Annotated in this window: 16 protein-coding genes; 6 read left to right on the top strand and 10 right to left on the bottom strand. The window is 30.6% G+C overall.

Going from position 1 to position 20948, the window contains the following annotated elements; genetic code table 11:
• Positions 1–8: 8 nt before the first annotated feature.
• Positions 9–4070: a T9SS type B sorting domain-containing protein gene (locus tag AAC008_RS09845; protein WP_339889114.1), complete on the bottom strand. Its 4062-nt coding sequence runs from the start codon at positions 4068–4070 to the stop codon at positions 9–11.
• A gap of 118 nt (positions 4071–4188) precedes the next feature.
• Here AAC008_RS09845 and AAC008_RS09840 point away from each other — a divergent pair, with 118 nt between their 5' ends.
• The 5 genes from AAC008_RS09840 to AAC008_RS09820 all read left to right on the top strand — a co-directional run bounded on the left by AAC008_RS09840 (position 4189) and on the right by AAC008_RS09820 (position 11761).
• A complete protein-coding gene (locus tag AAC008_RS09840) occupies positions 4189–6429 on the top strand; it encodes a B12-binding domain-containing radical SAM protein (protein WP_339889113.1) in 2241 nt (746 codons plus the stop codon).
• Between the two features lie 249 nt (positions 6430–6678).
• Entirely contained in the window at positions 6679–7164 is a 486-nt protein-coding gene (locus AAC008_RS09835) for an acetyl-CoA carboxylase biotin carboxyl carrier protein subunit (protein WP_339889112.1), read from the top strand.
• A 60-nt stretch (positions 7165–7224) separates the two neighbouring features.
• A complete protein-coding gene (gene accC / locus AAC008_RS09830; RefSeq protein WP_339889269.1) occupies positions 7225–8664 on the top strand; it encodes an acetyl-CoA carboxylase biotin carboxylase subunit in 1440 nt (479 codons plus the stop codon).
• Between the two features lie 91 nt (positions 8665–8755).
• Complete coding sequence (locus tag AAC008_RS09825) at positions 8756–10297, top strand: acyl-CoA carboxylase subunit beta (RefSeq protein ID WP_339889111.1); 1542 nt, start codon at positions 8756–8758, stop codon at positions 10295–10297.
• Between the two features lie 129 nt (positions 10298–10426).
• Complete coding sequence (locus tag AAC008_RS09820; protein WP_339889110.1) at positions 10427–11761, top strand: LysM peptidoglycan-binding domain-containing protein; 1335 nt, start codon at positions 10427–10429, stop codon at positions 11759–11761.
• Here the strand turns inward: AAC008_RS09820 and AAC008_RS09815 are convergent, their stop codons facing one another.
• The 9 genes from AAC008_RS09815 to AAC008_RS09775 all read right to left on the bottom strand — a co-directional run bounded on the left by AAC008_RS09815 (position 11762) and on the right by AAC008_RS09775 (position 19237).
• Positions 11762–11992 (bottom strand): 4a-hydroxytetrahydrobiopterin dehydratase, encoded by a 231-nt coding sequence (locus AAC008_RS09815; protein WP_339889108.1) that lies wholly within the window; start codon positions 11990–11992, stop codon positions 11762–11764.
• 11 nt (positions 11993–12003) lie between these two features.
• Positions 12004–12696 carry an SIMPL domain-containing protein gene (locus tag AAC008_RS09810; protein ID WP_339889106.1) on the bottom strand — a complete coding sequence of 231 codons (693 nt, stop codon included), beginning with the start codon at positions 12694–12696 and terminating at the stop codon, positions 12004–12006.
• Between the two features lie 60 nt (positions 12697–12756).
• Complete coding sequence (locus AAC008_RS09805) at positions 12757–13233, bottom strand: GyrI-like domain-containing protein (protein ID WP_339889104.1); 477 nt, start codon at positions 13231–13233, stop codon at positions 12757–12759.
• 79 nt (positions 13234–13312) lie between these two features.
• Positions 13313–13549, bottom strand: a complete 237-nt coding sequence (locus AAC008_RS09800; protein WP_339889102.1) for a YdcH family protein — start codon at positions 13547–13549, stop codon at positions 13313–13315.
• A gap of 123 nt (positions 13550–13672) precedes the next feature.
• A complete protein-coding gene (locus AAC008_RS09795; protein ID WP_339889100.1) occupies positions 13673–14056 on the bottom strand; it encodes a hypothetical protein in 384 nt (127 codons plus the stop codon).
• A 105-nt stretch (positions 14057–14161) separates the two neighbouring features.
• Positions 14162–15151: a metal-dependent hydrolase gene (locus AAC008_RS09790; RefSeq protein WP_339889099.1), complete on the bottom strand. Its 990-nt coding sequence runs from the start codon at positions 15149–15151 to the stop codon at positions 14162–14164.
• Positions 15152–15194: 43 nt separating this feature from the next.
• A complete protein-coding gene (gene rimO / locus AAC008_RS09785) occupies positions 15195–16508 on the bottom strand; it encodes a 30S ribosomal protein S12 methylthiotransferase RimO (protein WP_339889098.1) in 1314 nt (437 codons plus the stop codon).
• Positions 16509–16666: 158 nt separating this feature from the next.
• Positions 16667–18214 carry a transporter gene (locus AAC008_RS09780; protein WP_339889097.1) on the bottom strand — a complete coding sequence of 516 codons (1548 nt, stop codon included), beginning with the start codon at positions 18212–18214 and terminating at the stop codon, positions 16667–16669.
• Between the two features lie 33 nt (positions 18215–18247).
• Positions 18248–19237, bottom strand: coding sequence for a hypothetical protein (locus AAC008_RS09775; protein ID WP_339889096.1), 990 nt, complete (start codon positions 19235–19237; stop codon positions 18248–18250).
• Between the two features lie 110 nt (positions 19238–19347).
• Here AAC008_RS09775 and proS point away from each other — a divergent pair, with 110 nt between their 5' ends.
• Positions 19348–20826 (top strand): proline--tRNA ligase, encoded by a 1479-nt coding sequence (gene proS, locus AAC008_RS09770; protein WP_339889094.1) that lies wholly within the window; start codon positions 19348–19350, stop codon positions 20824–20826.
• The last annotated feature ends 122 nt before the right edge of the window (positions 20827–20948 follow it).

Here is a 20948-nt window from a genome sequence, read left to right as displayed (position 1 = left end):
GAATTATTTTATCGCTTCATGGCAAAATGGCCTCTAAATTCTTTGCCATTTTGTCGAGTAACTACGAACCAATAATCATCTGAAGGTAAGTCTTTTCCGTTTAATTTTCCATCCCAGCTTTCAGAATTACTCATTGTTTTTAACAGTTTTCCATACCTGTCAAATATTGCAATTTTTAGATTTCTTTCTTTTTGAGAAAATTTAATTTTCCAAGTATCATTATATGAATCTCCGTTTGGAGTAAAGAATTTTGGATACATTAATAAATAAACTTCCTCAGAACTAATTCCACAACCATTAGTATCTTTTACAAAAACAGTATATTCACCACTGTCTAATCCAGAAAAAACATTACTTGTTTGATAATTAATTCCGTCAAGTGAATAGACATAATTTCCAACACTTGAATTAGTTAAAAAAACAGTAATCGTATTGTTATTGTCAGACCAATCAGCTGTAATAATTTGAGAAAGTGTAGCAGTATTAGAATTTACAACCGTAAAGTTTTTGGTTGTAGAGCATGTTATAGCATTGTGGTTCTCTGTTACAGTAACTGAATAATTTCCAGCTTGAGAAACTATAATTGATTGAGTTGTTGCTCCAGTTGACCAAGTATAACTATCAAAACCATTTCCTGCATTTATAGTTATTGAAGTTCCTTCGCAAATAGGCATAATATCGTCAATTGTGATTCTTGGTTTGATTACTAGAGTCAGTTTTAATTCAACTACTTGATGACAACCATTTTGTGAATCAATTCGAACGAAAATAGTAGTTGTTCCAACAGTCAAATTGTAGTTTGAAACATTATTTATTTGTTCCGAACTGATTTGATTTTCTGCACCGTTTAAAGAAGTGTAATAACTAAAATTATTTCCTGTAACAGTTATAAAATTGCTATTGTAATTGGTTAGATTTAAAGTTTCAAAACCATTATCTAAATCATCACAAAGTGTTTCTTGATAATCTACAGCGTTTAAAGTGTTGATTAAATCAATAAGAACTTCAAATCTCGTTGGACTTTCGCAACCGTTAATAGTTTGAGTAGCGAAATATGATGTATTGTCTAAAAGTACAGTTGAATTTGGTAAATTTGTTGTAGAACTATTATTTGCATACCAAATAATATTTGTTCCATTAATTGAAATATTATTCAAAGTTGCATTTTGAGTACTGCAAAAAGTTTGAGCTGCAGTTCCTGTTGGAGCAGAAGTATTTTGAATATTTACTGTTACAGAAACTCTTTCACTTTCACAATTATTTATTGTTTGAGTAGCATAATAAGTAACTCCATTTTGTAAAGCTGTATTTATTGGTAAAATATTCCCACTAGTTGCAGCATCGTACCAAGTTATGTTTTGACCATTGATTGTGATATCAGCTATGCTGGGATTTTGACCAGGACAATAATAGAAATTTTGATTAACAATAGGAATATCAGTTTGTGTTATTATTACATTTTGTGTTTGGCTGCTAATATTTCCGTTTCCATCATCATAATTCCAAGTAATAGAATAATTCCCAGGAATTGCATAAGTGAGCGGGTCTGTTGTAGTAGCGGTAATTGTTCCAGCGCAATTGTCTAAAGCAGTTGGAATTGAAGTGATTATTGTATTACAATCTCCATTTATAGTAGGTAGATTTATTAAATTTGGAATTGGAGCTTCACTGTCACCAACACTTACATTAAAAGAATAGTTTTTAATGCATGCACAATCATTACTTAGTATCAAACTATAAGTTCCAGCATTTATAATAGAAGAATTGTTAATGACTGTGTTTTGTAAATTACTTGAAAATCCATTAGGTCCAGTCCAAACATAATTATAACCAGAAGGAGCCGAGAAATATATATTTTCACCGATACAAATAGAAGAACTAACATTTGGGTTTGCTGTAATATTACAGTCATTTAAATCCTCAAAGGTCATTAAATAATAAGTAGTTGAACTGGAAAATGTTTGTTGATATGAATTTGAATCAGTAATTGAAAAACTATTGCTATTCGCTGTAGATCCAGCTACAGAAATTTTAGAACCATTTAAACAAATCTTAGTTTCTGAACTTTGGTCAAACCCACCAACAAATGAACCCCAAATAAAATTTCCAGAAGTTGAAAACTTACCGATGTAACCCTCAGCAAACCCTGAAGAACGATACGAACAATTATTTGTTAATGAAACATTTGATGAAAATCCATTGCTACCATTTGCTCCTAGGTATATTTCATTTTGACTTTGCTTTAATGAAAATAATTTTACACCAGAACCTAGGTAAGTTGCCCATAGTCGTTGTCCAAAACTATTAAATTTTACTAAAAAACCAGTTTCTTGATTTTGATTAATATCGTCAAAACTGCCTGTACTTGCAATATTAGATGAACTATTAGTATCTCCACCAAAATATATATTTCCATTTATATCAGTATCTATAGCTCTAATTTTATCGACTCCTGGTCCACCATAATATGAACTCCAATCTCTGTCTCCATTAAGTGTAAATTTATAGATAATTCCATCAATAAATGAGCCTATAGATGTTTGATGTGCTCCATTAGTAGCTATATTAGTGCTGTTTATCGTATAGCCTGCCGTGACCAAAAAATTATTATTTACTTTTATTGATTTAAGTTCGTCACTAGAATCTCCTCCACAATATGTGCTCCATATAATTTGTCCGTTTGAAGAAAATTTTGCAATTAATCCATCAAATGAAGCATTAGAAATTGTTCCAACTATGTTTAATAATGTTTGAAAATTGTTGTTATGAGAAATATTACCATAGCTCCTTGTCGTACCTACTATATAGACGTTATTCGAATTGTCAATGTCGATATCATAAGAATAATCATCAGCCTCTCCACCAAAATATGAACCCCAAATTAAAATTCCATTTGTATTAAATTTTGAAACAAACGCATCTTTAAAACCTGATAAATTTTGTTTAAAAGTACCTTGTGTACTTATGTTGGTTGAGCTATTAGTTTCACCAGTAACAAAAATGTTATTTTGAGAATCTGTTTTGACACCATGAATGATATCTATTTCGTTTCCACCATAAAATGTTCCCCAAACTCTATTTCCATTACTATTAAACTTAGCAATGTAACCATCTAATGAACCAGGATTTGTAGTCCCTTGATGAGTGCCAGATGAAGCAAAAGTGGTCGAATTACTGCTAGTTGCACCAACCAAAATTAAATTTCCATTATTGTCTGATTCTAAATCCCCTTTAAATGAATTGTAACTAGAATCTAAACCTCCATAAAATGTACCCCAAAGCCTAACCGGCACAGGATCAATAACTATAGTTTTATCAGATTTATTAAATTCACCCTCAAAACCATAAACACCTTTCTTTATTTTTTTAAAATTGATATTTATTTCCTGTTTTTCATTATTGTTTTCAACCCAACTCAAAGGCAAAGTTTCTTCCATTTTTCCAAAACGAAGATTCATTTGAATTTTATTGTCAGTTAAATCTGTTTTAGCGCCATTAAATTTTAATTGAATATCCGAAACCTTTCCACCTGGTTTTACAATAAAATTATACTCTACAACTTTAGTTGAATCTTTAGGAATGAAAAAAACTACATCAATATTGTCATAAATGTTTTTATAAGTAACTTTTTGATATTTGTGAACATTAGTTATTCCATTTGGTACATGAATGACATTATAATAATTATCGTAATCTGTAGATTTTTCTTCAGCAAATAATTTTGAATTTTTATTTGAATTTAGAAAGTCAATATCAATTCTATGAAAATTTATTTTTGTCGAAAAATCGGGTCTATTATCTTTTTCTTTAGAATCTAAATTATAAACTTTTTTGTCATTTTTAGGTAAAGGAACTTTTTCTACTTCATAAACATCATACGAAAAGCCATTATTTCTTAACTGAACATTTAATCCATTAGTGTTTAAAAGGTATTTTACATCTTTATTTTCTTTTCCTTTTTGGTCTATTATTTGTCCTTTGTTTTCAATAAAACCTATAGAGCTAGTTTGTTTTTGTCCAAAACTTAAAAAAGAAAAACTTAATAATAAAGTTAAGTAAAATGCCTTCATAAAAAAAGTAATAGAATTCATATAAATATTGAACCAAATATAAACTTTTTATCAATATAAAAAATATAGCTTTCATTAATTCCTATAAAATAATTCTACCTTTGCAAAAACATTTCCATTGCAAAACATACTCTTAATCACACCACCTTTTACCCAACTGAATACACCGTATCCAGCAACGGCTTATATAAAAGGTTTTTTAAATACCAAAAACATTGAAGCCTTTCAAATGGATTTAGGTATTGAAGTGATTTTAAAAATGTTTTCAAAAGAAGGCTTAGAAAATTTGTTTCAGGTTTCTGGTGAAAGAGTTTCAGAAAATTACCAACGAATTTACGCGCTTCAAAATAATTACATAAGTACAATTGATAATGTAATTCCATTTCTACAAGGAAAAAACCCAACTTTAGCTCGACAAATTTGTGGTGGTAATTTTTTGCCAGAAGCTTCTCGTTTTGATCAAATAGATGATTTGGAATATGCTTTTGGTTCCATGGGAATGCAAGATAAAGCCAAACATTTAGCGACTTTATATTTAGAAGATTTATCCGATTTTATAGTAGAATGTGTGGATGAAAATTTCGGTTTCAGCCGTTACGCTGAACGTTTAGGAAGAAGTGCCAATTCGTTCGATGAATTATACAATGAATTACAAAACGAAACAACGTTTATAGATAATATTACACTAAAAATCTTAAAAGAAAGAGTAGCAATTGTTCAACCCAAATTAATATGTTTTTCAGTTCCATTTCCAGGAAATTTATACTCAGCCTTTAGATGTGCTCAATTTTTAAAAGCCAATTATCCAGAAATTAAAATCGCTATGGGTGGCGGTTTTCCAAATACGGAATTAAGATCTTTAAAAGACAAACGTGTTTTTGAGTTTTTCGATTTTATTACTCTAGATGATGGAGAACTTCCTATCGAATTGTTATATAATCATAGTTTAAATTCCCCTCCTCTGGAGGGGTGTCCGAAGGACGGGGTGGTTAATGAATCTCAATTCAAACGTACATTTCTCCTAGAAAACAACCAAGTAGTTTACAAAAACAACTCCACAAAACCCGATTACAAACAAAGCGAAGTCGGAACTCCAGATTATTCAAATTTACTTTTAGATAAATATATTTCTGTAATCGAAATTGCCAATCCAATGCACAGCCTTTGGTCAGATGGTCGTTGGAACAAACTAACGATGGCTCACGGATGTTATTGGGGAAAATGTACTTTTTGCGATATTTCACTAGATTACATAAAACTATATGAACCCATTGCAGCCAAAACTTTGGTCGATAGAATGGAAGAACTTATAATTCAAACTGGAGAAAACGGTTTTCATTTCGTAGATGAAGCTGCACCACCAGCTTTAATGAGAGAAGTTGCATTAGAAATCCTAAAAAGAAATCTAAAAGTAACTTGGTGGACAAACATTCGTTTTGAAAAGAGCTTCACACAAGATTTATGTATTTTGTTAGCGGCTTCTGGTTGTATTGCAATTTCAGGTGGTTTAGAAGTGGCTTCGGATAGACTTTTAGAGTTAATTAAAAAAGGAGTTACAGTTGAACAAGTAGCTCATGTGACACGAAATTTTACGGAAAGTGGAATCATGGTTCACGCGTATTTAATGTACGGTTATCCAACGCAAACGATTCAAGAAACGGTTGATAGTTTGGAAATGGTTCGGCAATTATTTGAAATTGGAGTTTTACAATCGGGTTTTTGGCATCAGTTTGCCATGACTGCTCATTCTCCAGTTGGAATGTTTCCTGAAGAATTTGGAGTAATTCCACAACAAAATGGCACGAGCTTTAGCGAACTGGCGAAGCAAATCACTTTTGCTAATAATGACGTTGCTTTCAAAGATAAAACCGGAATCAATCACGAGAAATTCAGTTTTGGTTTAAAGAAATCATTATTCAATTATATGCACGGAATTTGTTTCGATTATCCTTTACAAGATTGGTTCGATTTCAAAATTCCAAACACTAAAATAAAAGCCGATTTTATTTATAACGCTCTTCAAAACGAGTCAGACTTTAACACAAAACCTTCAGCGAAAATTGTTTGGATAGGAGGAAAGCCAACTTTTGAATCCTTTACGAAATCCAAAAAAGGGAACAGTTGGGAAATGATGCAACTGATTTTTCACGATAAAAAACACGCAACTGAAATCACTGTCGAAAAAGAACAAGGAGAATGGTTAGTCCAAACTTTAGAAAAGATTTCAATCACTACAAATAACAAAATGACTTTTTCGCAATTAAAAGCTGATTATGAAACTAATTTAGAGGATTTTGAGCTGTTTTGGTATTCAAAATCATTAAATGCTTTGAGAGAAATCGGCTTGTTAGTATTATAAATTTTTTTTTTGAAATTGCTATTGCTATTGAATTTTGAATTTGATTAGGGCGTTCCCTTTCAGGTCGTGCTGTCCACTATATCTTTTTGTCTCGTTTTGAGAACGAGACAAAAAGGATGCCGTTCCCATCACTAACGCAATCGTTTAAATAGAAAAATTTACTTTTTCATCAACTATATCATTTTACCAATTTTTCATTCACGAAAACGTTTTCTTTTTTGTAATTTTACATTATCTAAAAATTACAATATGAGTACAAATTATAAACTTTCTGTAAATCAAGAAAATTCTTTTGATTTCAACGAAAGCGATTTACTACAATTAGATGAAATTCAATTGTCTAATCAAAAATTTCACGTATTAAACGATAATAAACCTTACTTAGTTGAAGTTGTTTCAACAGATTTGTCTTCCAAAAAATATACTGTAAAAGTAAATAATTCGGTTTATGAAGTGGCAATAGCCAACGAATTAGACCAACTAATCACAGCAATGGGAATTGAAAAAGGAAAGACTAAAGTCGTAAATGCTATCAAAGCTCCAATGCCAGGTTTAATCCTAGAAATCAACGTTTCTATTGGGCAAGAAGTGAAAGAAAATGATCCTTTACTAATTTTAGAAGCCATGAAAATGGAAAACAGTTTCCTTTCGCCAAGAGATGGAATCATAAAATCTATTGCAGTAGAAAAAGGAAATGCAGTAGAAAAAGGACAATTATTAATTGAATTTGAATAATTTGAATAGCTTCCAGCTTCAGCTGGATGAATGAAAAATTAAAAATATATGATAAAAAAAATAACAAAAATATTAGTTGCCAATCGTGGTGAAATTGCCATAAGAGTAATGAAAACCGCTCAAAAAATGGGCATCAAAACGGTTGCTGTTTATTCTACAGTTGATAGAAATGCTTTGCACGTCAAATTTGCTGATGAAGCAGTTTGCATTGGAGAAGCTCCTTCAAGTCAATCGTATTTAAGAGGTGATAAAATTTTAGAAGTAGCTAAAGAATTAGGAGTTGACGCCATTCATCCAGGTTACGGATTTTTGAGTGAAAATTCACAATTTGCTGAATTATGCGAAAAAAACAACATCATTTTCATTGGACCAAAATCCAAGGCTATTGAAATGATGGGTAATAAGTTAGCAGCTAAAGAAGCTGTGAAAGATTACGATATTCCAATGGTTCCAGGAACTGAAGACGCTATTACAGATATTGAAGAAGCAAAGAAAATAGCAACATCAATCGGATTTCCAATTTTAATTAAAGCGGCCGCTGGTGGTGGTGGAAAAGGAATGCGAATTGTTGAAAAAGAAGCTGATTTTACTTCACAAATGGATAGAGCTATTTCAGAAGCTGTAAATGCTTTTGGTGATGGTTCAGTTTTTATTGAAAAATATGTAACCAAACCAAGACATATCGAAATTCAAATAATGGCTGATAGTCACGGAAATATTGTTTACATTTTTGAACGTGAATGTAGTATTCAAAGGAGACATCAAAAAGTTGTGGAAGAAGCTCCTTCTGCTGTTTTGACTCCAGAATTACGTAAAAAAATGGGTGAAGCTGCTGTAAAAGTGGCAAAAGCTTGTGATTATCTTGGAGCAGGAACAGTTGAGTTTTTACTAGATGACAAACACAATTTCTATTTCCTAGAAATGAATACGCGTTTGCAAGTAGAACATCCAGTTTCTGAAATTATAGCAGGATTGGATTTAGTCGAATTGCAAATAAAAGTCGCACAAGGTGAAGCTTTACCGATGAAACAAGAAGATTTAAAAATCAAAGGTCATGCTATGGAACTTCGTGTTTATGCAGAAGATCCTTTGAATGACTTCTTACCAAATGTTGGATTTTTAAGCACTTATATTTTACCAGAAGGTGAAGGAATTCGTGTAGATAACGGAATTGAACAAGGTACAGATGTACCAATTTATTATGACCCAATGCTTTCTAAATTAATTACTTATGGCGAAAATCGTGAAGAAGCAATTGCTTTGATGATTAAAGCCATCGATAATTATCATGTGGAAGGAGTGGCTACAACTCTAGGATTCGGAAAATTCGTAATGCAACATGAAGCCTTTCGTTCAGGAGAATTTGACACCGGTTTTGTAAAGAACTATTACGATGCTGAAAAACTAAAAGCACAACATAAAATTGAAGCTGAAATTGCAGCTAAAATCGCTTTGAAACAGTATTTGAATGATTTGAAATTGGTGAAATTGCCTAATTAAAAAGAAGACAGTTAGATAAAAGACGGATAGATAAAAGACTTTATAAATATCTATCATCTATTTGTCTATTATCTATTATCTCAATATATATATGAAAAATAAAATAAAAATATTAAACGATAAAATAGCTTTAGCCAAACAAGGTGGTGGTGAAGCGCGAATTGCAAAACATCACGAAAAAAAGAAACTAACCGCTAGAGAACGTGTAAATTATCTTATGGATGAAGGTTCTTTTGAAGAAATTGGAATGTTGGTTACACATCGTACAACTGATTTCGGAATGGAAAAAGAAATTTATTTTGGAGATGGAGTAGTTACAGGTTACGGAACAATCAATGGAAGATTAGTCTATATTTTTGCACAAGATTTTACGGTTTTCGGAGGCTCATTATCTGAAACTCATGCTGAAAAAATCTGCAAAGTAATGGATATGGCACTTAAAAATGGTGCTCCAATGATTGGACTAAATGATTCTGGTGGTGCACGTATTCAAGAAGGTGTACGCTCTTTAGGTGGTTATGCTGACATTTTTTATAAAAATGTACAATCTAGCGGTGTAATTCCTCAAATTTCTGCTATTATGGGCCCTTGTGCAGGTGGAGCAGTATATTCTCCAGCAATGACCGATTTCACGATGATGGTTGAAGGAACTAGTTATATGTTTGTGACTGGACCAAGTGTTGTGAAAACTGTAACAAATGAAACAGTAACTTCAGAAGAATTAGGTGGTGCAAGTACGCATTCTACAAAATCGGGTGTGGCTCACATAACTTCTCCAAACGGAGTTGAATGTTTAGAAGACATAAAGACTTTACTAAGTTATTTGCCTCAAAACAATAGAGAAACTACTCCAAAACTGGATTATGTTTTAAATGATGAAATTAGAGAAAAACTAGATTCGATTATTCCAGATAACGCCAATAAACCTTATGATATGCATGAAGTTATTGGAAATATTATTGACGAAGATAGTTTCTATGAAATTCACAAAGATTTTGCAGAAAACATTATTGTTGGTTTCGCTCGTTTAGCTGGAAGAAGTATAGGAATTGTAGCTAATCAACCCATGGTTTTAGCAGGTTGTTTAGATGTAAATAGTTCTACAAAAGCGGCTCGTTTTGTTCGTTTTTGTGATGCATTTAATATTCCATTATTAGTTTTAGAAGATGTTCCAGGATTTTTACCAGGAACTGATCAAGAATGGAACGGAATTATCGTTCATGGTGCGAAATTATTATATGCTTTTAGTGAAGCAACTGTACCAAGAATTACAGTTATTACTCGTAAAGCTTATGGTGGTGCTTATGATGTTATGAACTCAAAACACATTGGTGCTGATTTAAATTTTGCTTGGCCAAGTGCAGAAATTGCAGTTATGGGAGCAAAAGGGGCTTCTGAAATTATCTTTAAAAATGAAATTGCAGCCGCTTCAAATCCAGAAGAAAAACTGAAAGAAAAAGAAGCTGAATATGCTGAGTTATTTGCAAATCCTTATACAGCCGCTCAAAGAGGTTTTGTTGATGAAGTTATTGAACCAAAATTTACTAGAAGAAAATTAATAAAGGCTTTTAGTATGTTAGAAAACAAAGTGGTTGATACTCCTAAACGAAAACATGGAAATATTCCTTTATAAAATTTAAACCATCTGAAAAGATGGTTTTTTTATACCAATTAAAATAAAGTTAAAATTAAATTTGTAAGCATAGTTTTTTTATCTTGTCAAACTTTTAAAACACACTTTAAGTCTTGTAATTGTTTGATAATGAATCGTTTTTTATTAATATTTTTATTTTTTGCTCTGTCTACTTTCAATTCGTTTGCACAAAAAACAACGAAGCATAAAGTAGTTAGTGGCGATTCGTTTTATTCTATAGCCAAAAAATATGGTGTAACTGAATCTGATATTTATGAATTAAATCCGAAAGCAAAGGGACAAACATTACAATTAAATGCTGTTTTGGTTATTCCAACAGGAAAGATAACAAAGAAAGTTACTAAAGATTTTCATGAAGTTGGTTCTGGTGAATCTTTTTACACCATCGCTAGAAAATATGATTTAACTGTTGAGGAATTAAAAGATTTTAATCCAAGTATTTCTCCAAATAAATTACAAGTTGGAGCTAAATTGGCCTTAATTAAGAATAAAAATTCTAAGGATCCTAAAGCCAATAAAAAAGAAGAAGCATCAACTTCAAATGATTTAGTGCATTCAGTAAAAAAAGGAGAAACGATTAGTCATATTACTGAAAAGTATGACGTGAGTTTTAAAGAATTAAAAAAACTAAATCCAGGTTTAGATGTCAAGCTTCAAATTGACGAAAAAATTATCGTTAGAAAAGGAAAAGAAAAAGCTAAAAAAGAAATAATTCAACCTAAAGTTGAATCAATTAAAATTATTAGTCCAAGTTCAGTTCAAATTGAGACAATGGCAGCTGCTGATGATGATATTGAAGAACCAGACGATTCAGGTGAAGTAACTCACGTAGTGGTTAGTGGCGAAACATTAATGAGCATTGCTCGTACTAATAAAATTACTTTAGGAAAATTACAAGAATTAAATCCAAAAATTGGTGATAAAATATTTCCTGGAAGAAAATTAATTATTAAAAAAGGAGTAAGTTCAAATACAAAAAACACAACGGTTGTATATGCAGAATTAGAAGAATTTGTTGAAGACGCTCAACCAATGTCTGTTGAGAACATAGAAAGTGCCGATCAATTAATTGCAATTGCATCAGAACATTTAGGTACAAGATACAGAAGTGGTGGAACAAAAAGTGGTGGATTTGACTGTTCTGGATTAATGTGTTATACCTTTTCTCAAATGGACTTTAAATTACCTAGAACTTCAAACGAACAATCGAGAACTGGAAAGAAAGTTAAGAAAACACAAGCTCAAAAAGGAGATTTAATTTTCTTTTCTACCAATGGTCGTGGAAGTGTAAATCATGTGGGAATGATTACTGAGGTTGTTGATGATGAAATCTTTTTCATTCACTCTTCTGTGAGTCGCGGAGTAATTGTTTCTTCCGTTAAAGAAGCTTATTATGCCAAACGTTTTATTAGAATTAACAGGGTTTTAGATATAGTTAATTAATCAAAATAGTTCATCAATTGCTTGGGCTAATTTTCTATCTTTTTCAGTAATTGTATTTTCTTTATCGTGAGTGGTTAATGTAATCTCTACTTTGTTATATACATTTTTCCATTCAGGATGATGGTTCATTTTTTCTGCAATCAAAGCTACTTTTGACATAAATCCAAAAGCTTCGACAAAATTTTTAAATTCAAAAGTTTGTGTCAATTTATTGTTTTCTTCTTTCCACATAATTTTTAGTTTTAAATAATCTGAAATCTAACTTTAAATTCATATCGAATAATTATTTTTTTTGAATTAGAAATTTCAGATGAATTTACGATCGAAATTGAATTAGAATTACTATTAGCTGAATAACGCGACGATTGATTGTCAATTTCTTCAATCATCAAGGGTTCACCTATTTTTTTATCTATACTATTTAATAAATAAGTAGCTTTGATTTTAGCTTGATTTAATGCTTCAATTTTAACTTGTTTTCTATATTCTGTTATTTTAGAATGTGAATAATCTGAAATAGAAATATTTTCTAATCCTTTAAAATCTAATCCATTTATTACATTCTCTACTTCATTAATGTCAGAAAATTTTATTTTGAAAGTTTTGTTTAATATGATGTCTTTTTTTAATGTTTTGTTATAAGAATTAATACTTTCAATTGTAATTTTAGATTTATCAATATCAAGAAGAAGTATCTGACGATAAAATTCTTCTTCAATTTTATCTAAATCAATTTTAGTTTTAAAATTTTTAACTTTTGCATTATTATCATATTCTTCAAGCCAATATTCTTTTATTCTAATTGTCAAATATATTTCATCTGGAATTATTGATAGACTATGAGAGCCAATTACTTCAATATATTTATTATTCTCAATTTGAGAATAGGTAGTGTTTACTATAAAAAGTATTAGTAAAATAATATTTTTTTTCATTAGTTGAGTATTTTATTGTTATTGCTTTTTAGTAGTTATATAATCCAAATATCTAATAATTTACTTTATCGGAATCCAAACTTCTTCTTCATTTTCAGGGTTTTCATGTCCTTTGTAATTATCGCCTAAAACCTCAAAATGAGGTCGATCATCTAATTTATAATGACTTTTTGGCAACCATTCAGCATAAATATATTGAGCTGTTTTTGGAAATTCAGCACTAGTTCCTTTATGTAAAAATACAGCATAATTTCCAGCTGGAAGATCAAATTTTTCAAAATTAGCAGGAATTAAATCATAATTTTTCACTTCAATTAGAGCGTATTTTGTAAAAACTGTAGTAGGTAAAAAGTTGTCAAAATAGTCGTAATCATAAACCTGAAGGGAAATCAAGTCGCTAGAAATTAGATTTTTAACTTCTTTTAGTCTTGGCATTAATTGTCTCCAAACGTTTGCTGTTTGATCATTTGCCAGAGAAGTTTTTGTTGAAAAGCCAATAAATTTCTTTTGTTCTAGTAGTTCTGTTCTTAAAAACATAAAATTTAATTTTATCAAATATAGAAAAATCCCCAAAAATTACTAAATTCATGGGGATTAAATTACTAATTAAAAGCGATTAATTTTCTTTTAAATAATTATATATTTCATCTTTTAACCTTACTCTTTCTACTCTTAATTCATTTAAAGTATCGTCTGAAGCAGGTTCAGTATCTGTTTCAATTCTATATATTTCGTGGTCTAATTCATCATATTTATCAAATAAAATTTTAAAATGATTGTCTTCAACTTTTAAAGTGTGAATCTTTTGCTCAAACTCTGGAAATGCTTCTGCTAAATTGTGTTTTTTAATCATATCAATTGGTTTTAATTATACGTTTAAAGTTAGCTTTTAAATACCTAAAAAAATATGATAAATATCAGTTATAAAAAAAGCCCCATTAAAAAATGAGGCTCTTATAGTAATTTTTATGTAGACTTAGTCTAAAACTTTTTGATCTGAATTTGTTCTATTGGTAACAGTTGTTTGAATTAAATCATAACTGCCGTTTGTTGCTTTTAATAAATAAACAGCTCTTACTCCGTTTGTGTATGACATTTTGTTAGCATTTGAAATCATTCGAACAGCTTTCTTTTCTAAAGTTGTTTCGTTTTCGGCAAATACTATTTTGAAATCTATGTTTTCCGTTTTTGTAGATGTAAATTTTACATTTGATAATGGACTTTGATTCATCTTAACGCCATCAATATAAACTGTGAATAATTTTGAATCATCTGTATAAACTTCCACTTCATTAGACTGTGCTTGAATTACATATGCAAACAGCATAAATACCAATGAAAATATCGTCTTTTTTTTCATAATTTAATTTTTAGAAAATTGTCTTTAATAAGTAAAGATATAAAAAAATATAATTACTTGTTTTTTTTAAGATAAATATCTCTCAATAAGCTAATTATAACAGGGTTAATTCCCTTTTAATCGTATAAATAAACGGCTTAAAATTTTTGTAAAATCATCAGGTCTTTTTTGACTTAACTCATAAGTTCCATCTTCATTAAATACTAATGGAAAAAAGAATTTAGCTTTGCCATCTTCTATATTCATAGGTCCAAACTTAGTTCCATAAATATGCATTTTACCATTTTCTAACTTAGCTAATTCATACCCTTCAGTAAAGTTGAAAAAAGGGGCTAATTCCTTGATTTTTTTCTTACTATTAATAAAAGCAACATCATTTTTTTCATAATGAAATTCAATTGTAGATTTAGAATCTAATAAGCTATAATCAGCATAATACAAACCCTCTTTTGTTTTTATTATCGATTGCCAAAGTATTGTATTAAAAGGTGTTGGAACAACTTTTATCTTTTCAAAAGTAATGTTTTGTCTTTTTAATTCTGTTTTAAAATGTTGTGTAACATAAAAATTAGCACATAATCCAAAAAACAAATAGCCAGTTGAAAGTACTAATGAACAAACAATAATAGATTGTCTTTTTAAATTGTCTTTCTTCATAAAAAGTAAAGCAATACAAGCAATTAACAACCAAATCGTATACAAAGGATCAATGACAAAAACATTATCAAAACTATAAAATGATTTGCTTAATGGGTAGAATATTCGTGTTCCATAAGTTGTACATAAATCTAATAAAGGATGTGTAAATAAAGCCAGAAAACTAGCTAAAAACCAAGATTTATAAGAAGTTTTATACTTATACGAAAACCATTTTGCAGTCAATAAACTCAATAAAAACGCGAAAAATATTGAATGCGAAAATCCTCTATGAATAGCTAATTGTTCAATGGCATTAAAATACGGATTTATCAAAATATCTAAATCTGGAATTGTTCCTAAAATGGCACCATATAACAATGCTTTCTTGCCAATTTCTTTGTCTTTAATTAAAGCAAAAGTAGCAGCACCAAGAACAATTTGTGATAATGAATCCATTTATAAACTTTTTAACTGAACACTAAAAACTGAATACTGATCACTAGCTAATTGGTTCAGCATACAAATCAAATTCAGTAGCATCAGTAACTTTTAGCATTACAAAATCTCCTGTTTTTAAATAGAATTTTGAAGCATCAATTAAAACTTCATTATCAACATCTGGACTATCAAATTCCGTTCTTCCAATAAAATGTTGCCCTTCTTTTCTATCAATCACACATTTAAAAGTCTGACCAATTTTCTCTTGATTTAAATCCCAAGAAATTTGTGCTTGAATATCCATAATTTCAAGAGAACGCGCTTGTTTTACATCTTCAGGAACATCATCAACTAAATTATAAGCATGTGTATTTTCTTCATGGGAGTAAGTAAAACATCCTAATCTTTCAAAACGCATTTCTTCAACCCATTTTTTCAAAATCTGAAAATCTTCTTCAGTTTCACCAGGATAACCAACAATTAAAGTCGTACGAATAGCCATTTCTGGAACCGCTTTTCTAAAGTCTTTTAATAAGTTAGTCGTTTTTTCATAAGTCGTTCCTCTACGCATAGATTTTAGAACACTGTCAGAAATATGTTGTAACGGAATATCAATATAATTACAGATTTTTGGTTCGCGTTTCATCAATTCCAAAACTTCCATTGGAAATCCAGTTGGAAAAGCATAATGCAAACGAATCCATTCAATTCCTTCTACTTTTACTAAATTTTCTAATAATTCAGCTAAGTTTCTTTTTTTATAAATATCTAAACCGTAATAAGTTAAATCTTGAGCGATTAAAATCAACTCTTTAACACCATTTTTGGCAAGTTTTGTCGCTTCAATAACCAAATGTTCAATTGGAGTAGAGACATGTTTTCCACGCATTAACGGAATGGCACAAAAACTACAAGGTCTATCACAACCTTCGGCAATTTTTAAATAAGCGTAATTTTTTGGAGTTGTTGTTAAACGTTCTCCTATCAATTCGTGTTTGTAATCTGCACCTAATGCTTTTAATAATAAAGGCAATTCAGTTGTTCCAAAAAACTGATCCACATTCGGAATTTCTTTTTCCAAATCTGGTCTATATCTTTCAGACAAACATCCAGTAACAAAAACTTTGTCTACTAAACCTTTTTCTTTTTTATCAGCATATTCTAAAATCATATTTACTGATTCTTCCTTTGCATTGTCGATAAAACCACAAGTGTTAATTACGATGATATTTCCTTCATCTTCTTTAGCTTCGTGAGTCACTTCTTTGCCATTAGCTTTTAATTGACCCATTAAAACTTCACTATCATAGACGTTTTTTGAACATCCTAGTGTAATAACATTGATTTTATTTTTCTTTAACGATTTGGTTCTCATAGAATTGAAAGTTTATTTCTGAGTTTTGGAGTGCAATATTACGCTTTTTAAATTTAATTGTTTTGTTTTGAGTAATTTACTTTGCTTTATGATTGTTTTAGATAAAAAAAAACTACCTCATTGTGAAGTAGTTTGGTTTAATTGTAAATGGAATAATATTAGAAAGTTACAGTATAACTTAAACTTACGTTATCATTTTTATTATTGATTCTAGCTTGGTCATACATGCCAGATGAAATAAAACTTTGACTGTAGTTTCTATGGGTGTTTGCATATGATAAATCTATTCGAGCGTTATTAAAACTATATCCTAAACCACCGGAATAACCTATTAAGTCACCAAAAGTTTCGTCTACTTTTAAAGGACTTTCTTCAAATCTATAACCAGCTCTTAAACTAATTTGTTTAATTTTATATTCACCACCAATGTTATATGAAATGGTGTTTTTTAAATTTGTGCTCATAGCATCGTTTAAAGAAGCATATAAAGCATCACTTTTCGGTTTGAAGGTTGTTGTGCTGTAATCTTTAGAAGAAACATCTACGTTAATAAAACCACTACTTCCAAAAATATAAGCAGCACTTCCTGTCCATTTACTTGGAGTTTTTACGTTGTAACTTGGGTATATATTTATAACATTTGGATCAACTACATCTGTATAAGTTCCATTTGCATCAGAATTTACTACTACAAGACGTTGCGATAACTCATCATTTAAGGAATACCAAGTTGGTGATTCATAAGCAAGTCCTAGTCTAAATTCTTCAGTAACCTTTGCTATTGCCCCTAAGTTAAGAGAGAAACCTCTTCCATAAGTATATAAATCATTGTCAAATTGAAAACTTTTAACTGTTGAGCCAGTAGTGTATTCTGGATTGTTATTGCTTTCATAAACCGAAGAAGACTTTGTGTAGTCTGTAAAATGAATGTTTAAATTCATACCTAAAGATAAAATGTCGGCGTAGTTTGCAGCAAAATTTCCAGTTAATTTTCCGTTGTATCCTTTTGACTTAATATAGTTTTCTTGATAGTAATTTCCACCAACAGGAATGTTTGTAAAATAATCAACATTATTTGTATCCGTCTCGTCAAAGGCACTTACAATATAACCTTGATACCCTAACATTGCTTGTTGAGCACCAAAACCTAAACCTCCAGTTTGACCAAGGTAATTATACAAACTACTTACTGATTCTCCTGATTGTGTCTGCAAATAATCTAACTCATAACCTTGTGCAGCATCAACAAAATAATTCCCTATTGAATTGTTGGGGTTTGTTCCTTTTGAAAATAGTTGATTGTTAAAGTTGTTTGTGTTCTCGTAATTAACACCAATACTCATTTTTTTCCAATCACTGTTATTATCTGTGTTTTCAAAAACAAAAACAGCTCCTATTTGATTAATATCTAATTTAAAATTATTTTCACTAGATTTTGTTCCAAAATAGGATGAATTATTTTTTTGATTAAAACCTGATAAAGTAGCGCTAAATGTATTGTATTTAAAAACAACAGAACCAGCAGGATTAATATTGATGGCAGACAAATCTCCTCCAATAGCACCCATTGAACCACTCATTGCTCTAAACCTAGCAGTTCCATTTAAATCTTCAATAGCATATCTAATAGCATCACCTGGAGTTGTTTCTTGCGAAAGTCCAATAAAAGACGTTCCTAATAATAAGGATAAGAATATTTTTTTCATAGTATTTTTTTCTTTTTTCTTAATCAATTAATTTTAACCGCGTCCTCCACGACCTCCGCCACCTGATGAACGACCACCACCTGAACTTCCTCCGGTAGAACCACCTGAAGATCTACTACCACCAAAGCTTCCGCTCGAACCACTACTTCTAGGAGTAGAACTACTACGTGGAGTAGTTGTTGTTGTTCTTGGTGTTGTAGTTGTTCTTGGTGTATTTATACTTCTTGGAGAAGTTGTGCTTCTCGGAGTAGAGTAAGTTCTCGGATTTGTAGTTGTATTTCTAGGAGAATTGTTAGAATTATTTGTGTTTATTGAAGAAGATCTTGTTCGAGGACTTCTTACAGTAGAATTTCCAATTTGATTATTTCTTCCAGTAACTGTAGCAGTTCTTCCAGAACTTCGACCTGAATTAGCAGTGTTATTTCTAATCATTCCTCTAGTGCCTACATTGTAAGATACATTTCCACCATAGAAATTATTGTAACCATAATATGGATTATAGCCAAAATTGTTAAATCCGTAACCATATCCATAATAAGGATTATACCAATTATTCCACCCATAGTTAAAACCAAATCCCCAAGTATTACCAAAATAGAAACCATTATTCCATCCAGGTCCATACCAAGAATTATAACCATAACCCCAATTATTCCAGCCATTGTTATAATAGTTTACATTAACTTCATCAGAATTATTTCCCCAACCTGCATAGCTTCTTTCGATAACATAAACAGTATCAGTTTCATTGGATGAATAAGAATCTACATCAGTAAAATACTCCGTTTCTTCAAACTCATCTTGCATATCCTTAAATTTGTCAACATAAACACTATTTTGTTTTACCTGAGTATATGTTTGGCTTTCATCTAATGTAGTCTCTCTTTTTGAAGAACTGTAAATTCCATCATTGTCTTCATAAGATGAATTCTTAAAAGAACTACATGAAGTTATTCCAATTGACACTATACTTAATAGCAACAATTGGTAGTTTTTAATTGAAGTTTGGTAAATAGTTTTCATAATAGCAAGTTTTTATTGTTGGACATCACAAAAATAGTTAGTTTTGTCGAATATTTTAGTTAAAATTTATATAAGAAAATAGTAACAATTTTTATGCCAATTCACTAGTAATGAGTAAAAACTTAACAAAAAGAGCAGAAGATTATTCTAAATGGTACAACGAATTAGTTGTAAAAGCCGATTTAGCAGAGAATTCAGGAGTAAGGGGATGTATGGTAATTAAGCCATATGGTTATGCAATTTGGGAAAAAATGCAAGCCGAATTAGATAGAATGTTTAAAGAAACAGGTCATCAAAATGCATATTTTCCTCTTTTTGTTCCCAAAAGTATGTTTGAAGCTGAAGAGAAAAATGCTGAAGGATTTGCAAAAGAATGTGCAATTGTAACTCATTATCGTCTAAAAAATGATGAAGATAATCCAGGGAAATTAAAAGTAGACGAAAATGCAAAACTAGAAGAAGAATTAATAGTTCGCCCTACAAGTGAGGCAATTATTTGGTCTACTTATAAAGGTTGGGTGCAATCTTATAGAGATTTACCTCTACTAATTAATCAATGGGCAAATGTTGTTCGATGGGAAATGCGAACACGTTTATTCCTAAGGACTGCCGAATTTTTATGGCAAGAAGGACATACAGCTCATGCAACTAGGCAAGAAGCTATTGAAGAATCAGAGAAAATGATGAATGTTTATGCTGATTTTGCAGAAAGATTCATGGCAATTCCTGTTATAAAAGGTTTGAAAACAGAAACAGAACGTTTTGCTGGAGCTGAAGAAACTTATTGTATTGAAGCATTAATGCAAGATGGAAAAGCATTACAAGCTGGAACCTCTCACTTTTTAGGTCAAAATTTTGCTAAAGCTTTTGATGTAAAGTTTGCTAATGCTGAAGGAAAACAAGAATATGTTTGGGGAACTTCTTGGGGTGTTTCAACACGTTTAATGGGTGCGCTAGTTATGACGCATTCTGATGATTTAGGTTTAGTTTTACCTCCAAATTTAGCTCCAATTCAAGTTGTAATTGTGCCTATTTTTAAAACGGATGAAGAATTCGAAAGAATCTCAGCTGTTGTGAGTGATCTAGTAGTTCAATTTAAAAAACTGAACATATCAGTTAAGTTTGATAATAGAACTACACACAAGCCAGGGTTTAAGTTCGCAGAATGGGAATTAAAAGGTGTTCCAGTACGAATTGCAGTTGGACCAAAAGATTTAGAAAATAAAACTTTCGAAATTGCTAGAAGAGATACTTTAACGAAAGAAATTGTCGCTCAAGATGGAGTTGTAAGCTATATTTCTGATTTATTAGAAACAATTCAAGCCGATTTATTTAATAAAGCTTTAAATTTTAGAGATACTCATATTACTGAAGTACAGAATTTTGAAGAATTTAAAGATGTTTTAGATAATAAAACTGGATTTGTGTCGGCACATTGGGACGGAACTGCAGAAACTGAAGAGAAAATTAAGGAATTAACTAAGGCAACAATTAGATGCATCCCTTTAGACGGAACTGATGAGGAAGGAAAGTGTATTTTAACTGGCTCAAAATCAACACGTAAAGTTTTATTTGCAAAAGCCTATTAAAAAAAGTAAAATTTCTGTTGTGAAAATAAAAAATATTTGTATTTTTGCATCCGCATTACAGAAATGATGGCCCGTTCGTCTATCGGTTAGGACGCATGGTTTTCATCCATGTAAGAGGGGTT

Source organism: uncultured Flavobacterium sp. (genome assembly GCF_963975515.1).
Taxonomy (GTDB): Bacteria; Bacteroidota; Bacteroidia; order Flavobacteriales; family Flavobacteriaceae; genus Flavobacterium.
Note: the sequence above shows the minus strand (reverse complement) of the source record. Positions and strands in the feature narration are given on the sequence as shown.

What these genes read in the sequence shown, in the direction of transcription:
- AAC008_RS09845 (WP_339889114.1), bottom strand. Translation starts at nt 4,070, where the DNA reads ATGAAGGCATTTTACTTAACTTTATTATTAAGTTTTTCTTTTTTAAGT.
- AAC008_RS09835 (WP_339889112.1), top strand. Translation starts at nt 6,679, where the DNA reads ATGAGTACAAATTATAAACTTTCTGTAAATCAAGAAAATTCTTTTGAT.
- AAC008_RS09825 (WP_339889111.1), top strand. Translation starts at nt 8,756, where the DNA reads ATGAAAAATAAAATAAAAATATTAAACGATAAAATAGCTTTAGCCAAA.
- AAC008_RS09820 (WP_339889110.1), top strand. Translation starts at nt 10,427, where the DNA reads ATGAATCGTTTTTTATTAATATTTTTATTTTTTGCTCTGTCTACTTTC.
- AAC008_RS09815 (WP_339889108.1), bottom strand. Translation starts at nt 11,992, where the DNA reads ATGTGGAAAGAAGAAAACAATAAATTGACACAAACTTTTGAATTTAAA.
- AAC008_RS09810 (WP_339889106.1), bottom strand. Translation starts at nt 12,696, where the DNA reads ATGAAAAAAAATATTATTTTACTAATACTTTTTATAGTAAACACTACC.
- AAC008_RS09805 (WP_339889104.1), bottom strand. Translation starts at nt 13,233, where the DNA reads ATGTTTTTAAGAACAGAACTACTAGAACAAAAGAAATTTATTGGCTTT.
- AAC008_RS09800 (WP_339889102.1), bottom strand. Translation starts at nt 13,549, where the DNA reads ATGATTAAAAAACACAATTTAGCAGAAGCATTTCCAGAGTTTGAGCAA.
- AAC008_RS09795 (WP_339889100.1), bottom strand. Translation starts at nt 14,056, where the DNA reads ATGAAAAAAAAGACGATATTTTCATTGGTATTTATGCTGTTTGCATAT.
- AAC008_RS09790 (WP_339889099.1), bottom strand. Translation starts at nt 15,151, where the DNA reads ATGGATTCATTATCACAAATTGTTCTTGGTGCTGCTACTTTTGCTTTA.
- rimO (WP_339889098.1), bottom strand. Translation starts at nt 16,508, where the DNA reads ATGAGAACCAAATCGTTAAAGAAAAATAAAATCAATGTTATTACACTA.
- AAC008_RS09780 (WP_339889097.1), bottom strand. Translation starts at nt 18,214, where the DNA reads ATGAAAAAAATATTCTTATCCTTATTATTAGGAACGTCTTTTATTGGA.
- AAC008_RS09775 (WP_339889096.1), bottom strand. Translation starts at nt 19,237, where the DNA reads ATGAAAACTATTTACCAAACTTCAATTAAAAACTACCAATTGTTGCTA.
- proS (WP_339889094.1), top strand. Translation starts at nt 19,348, where the DNA reads ATGAGTAAAAACTTAACAAAAAGAGCAGAAGATTATTCTAAATGGTAC.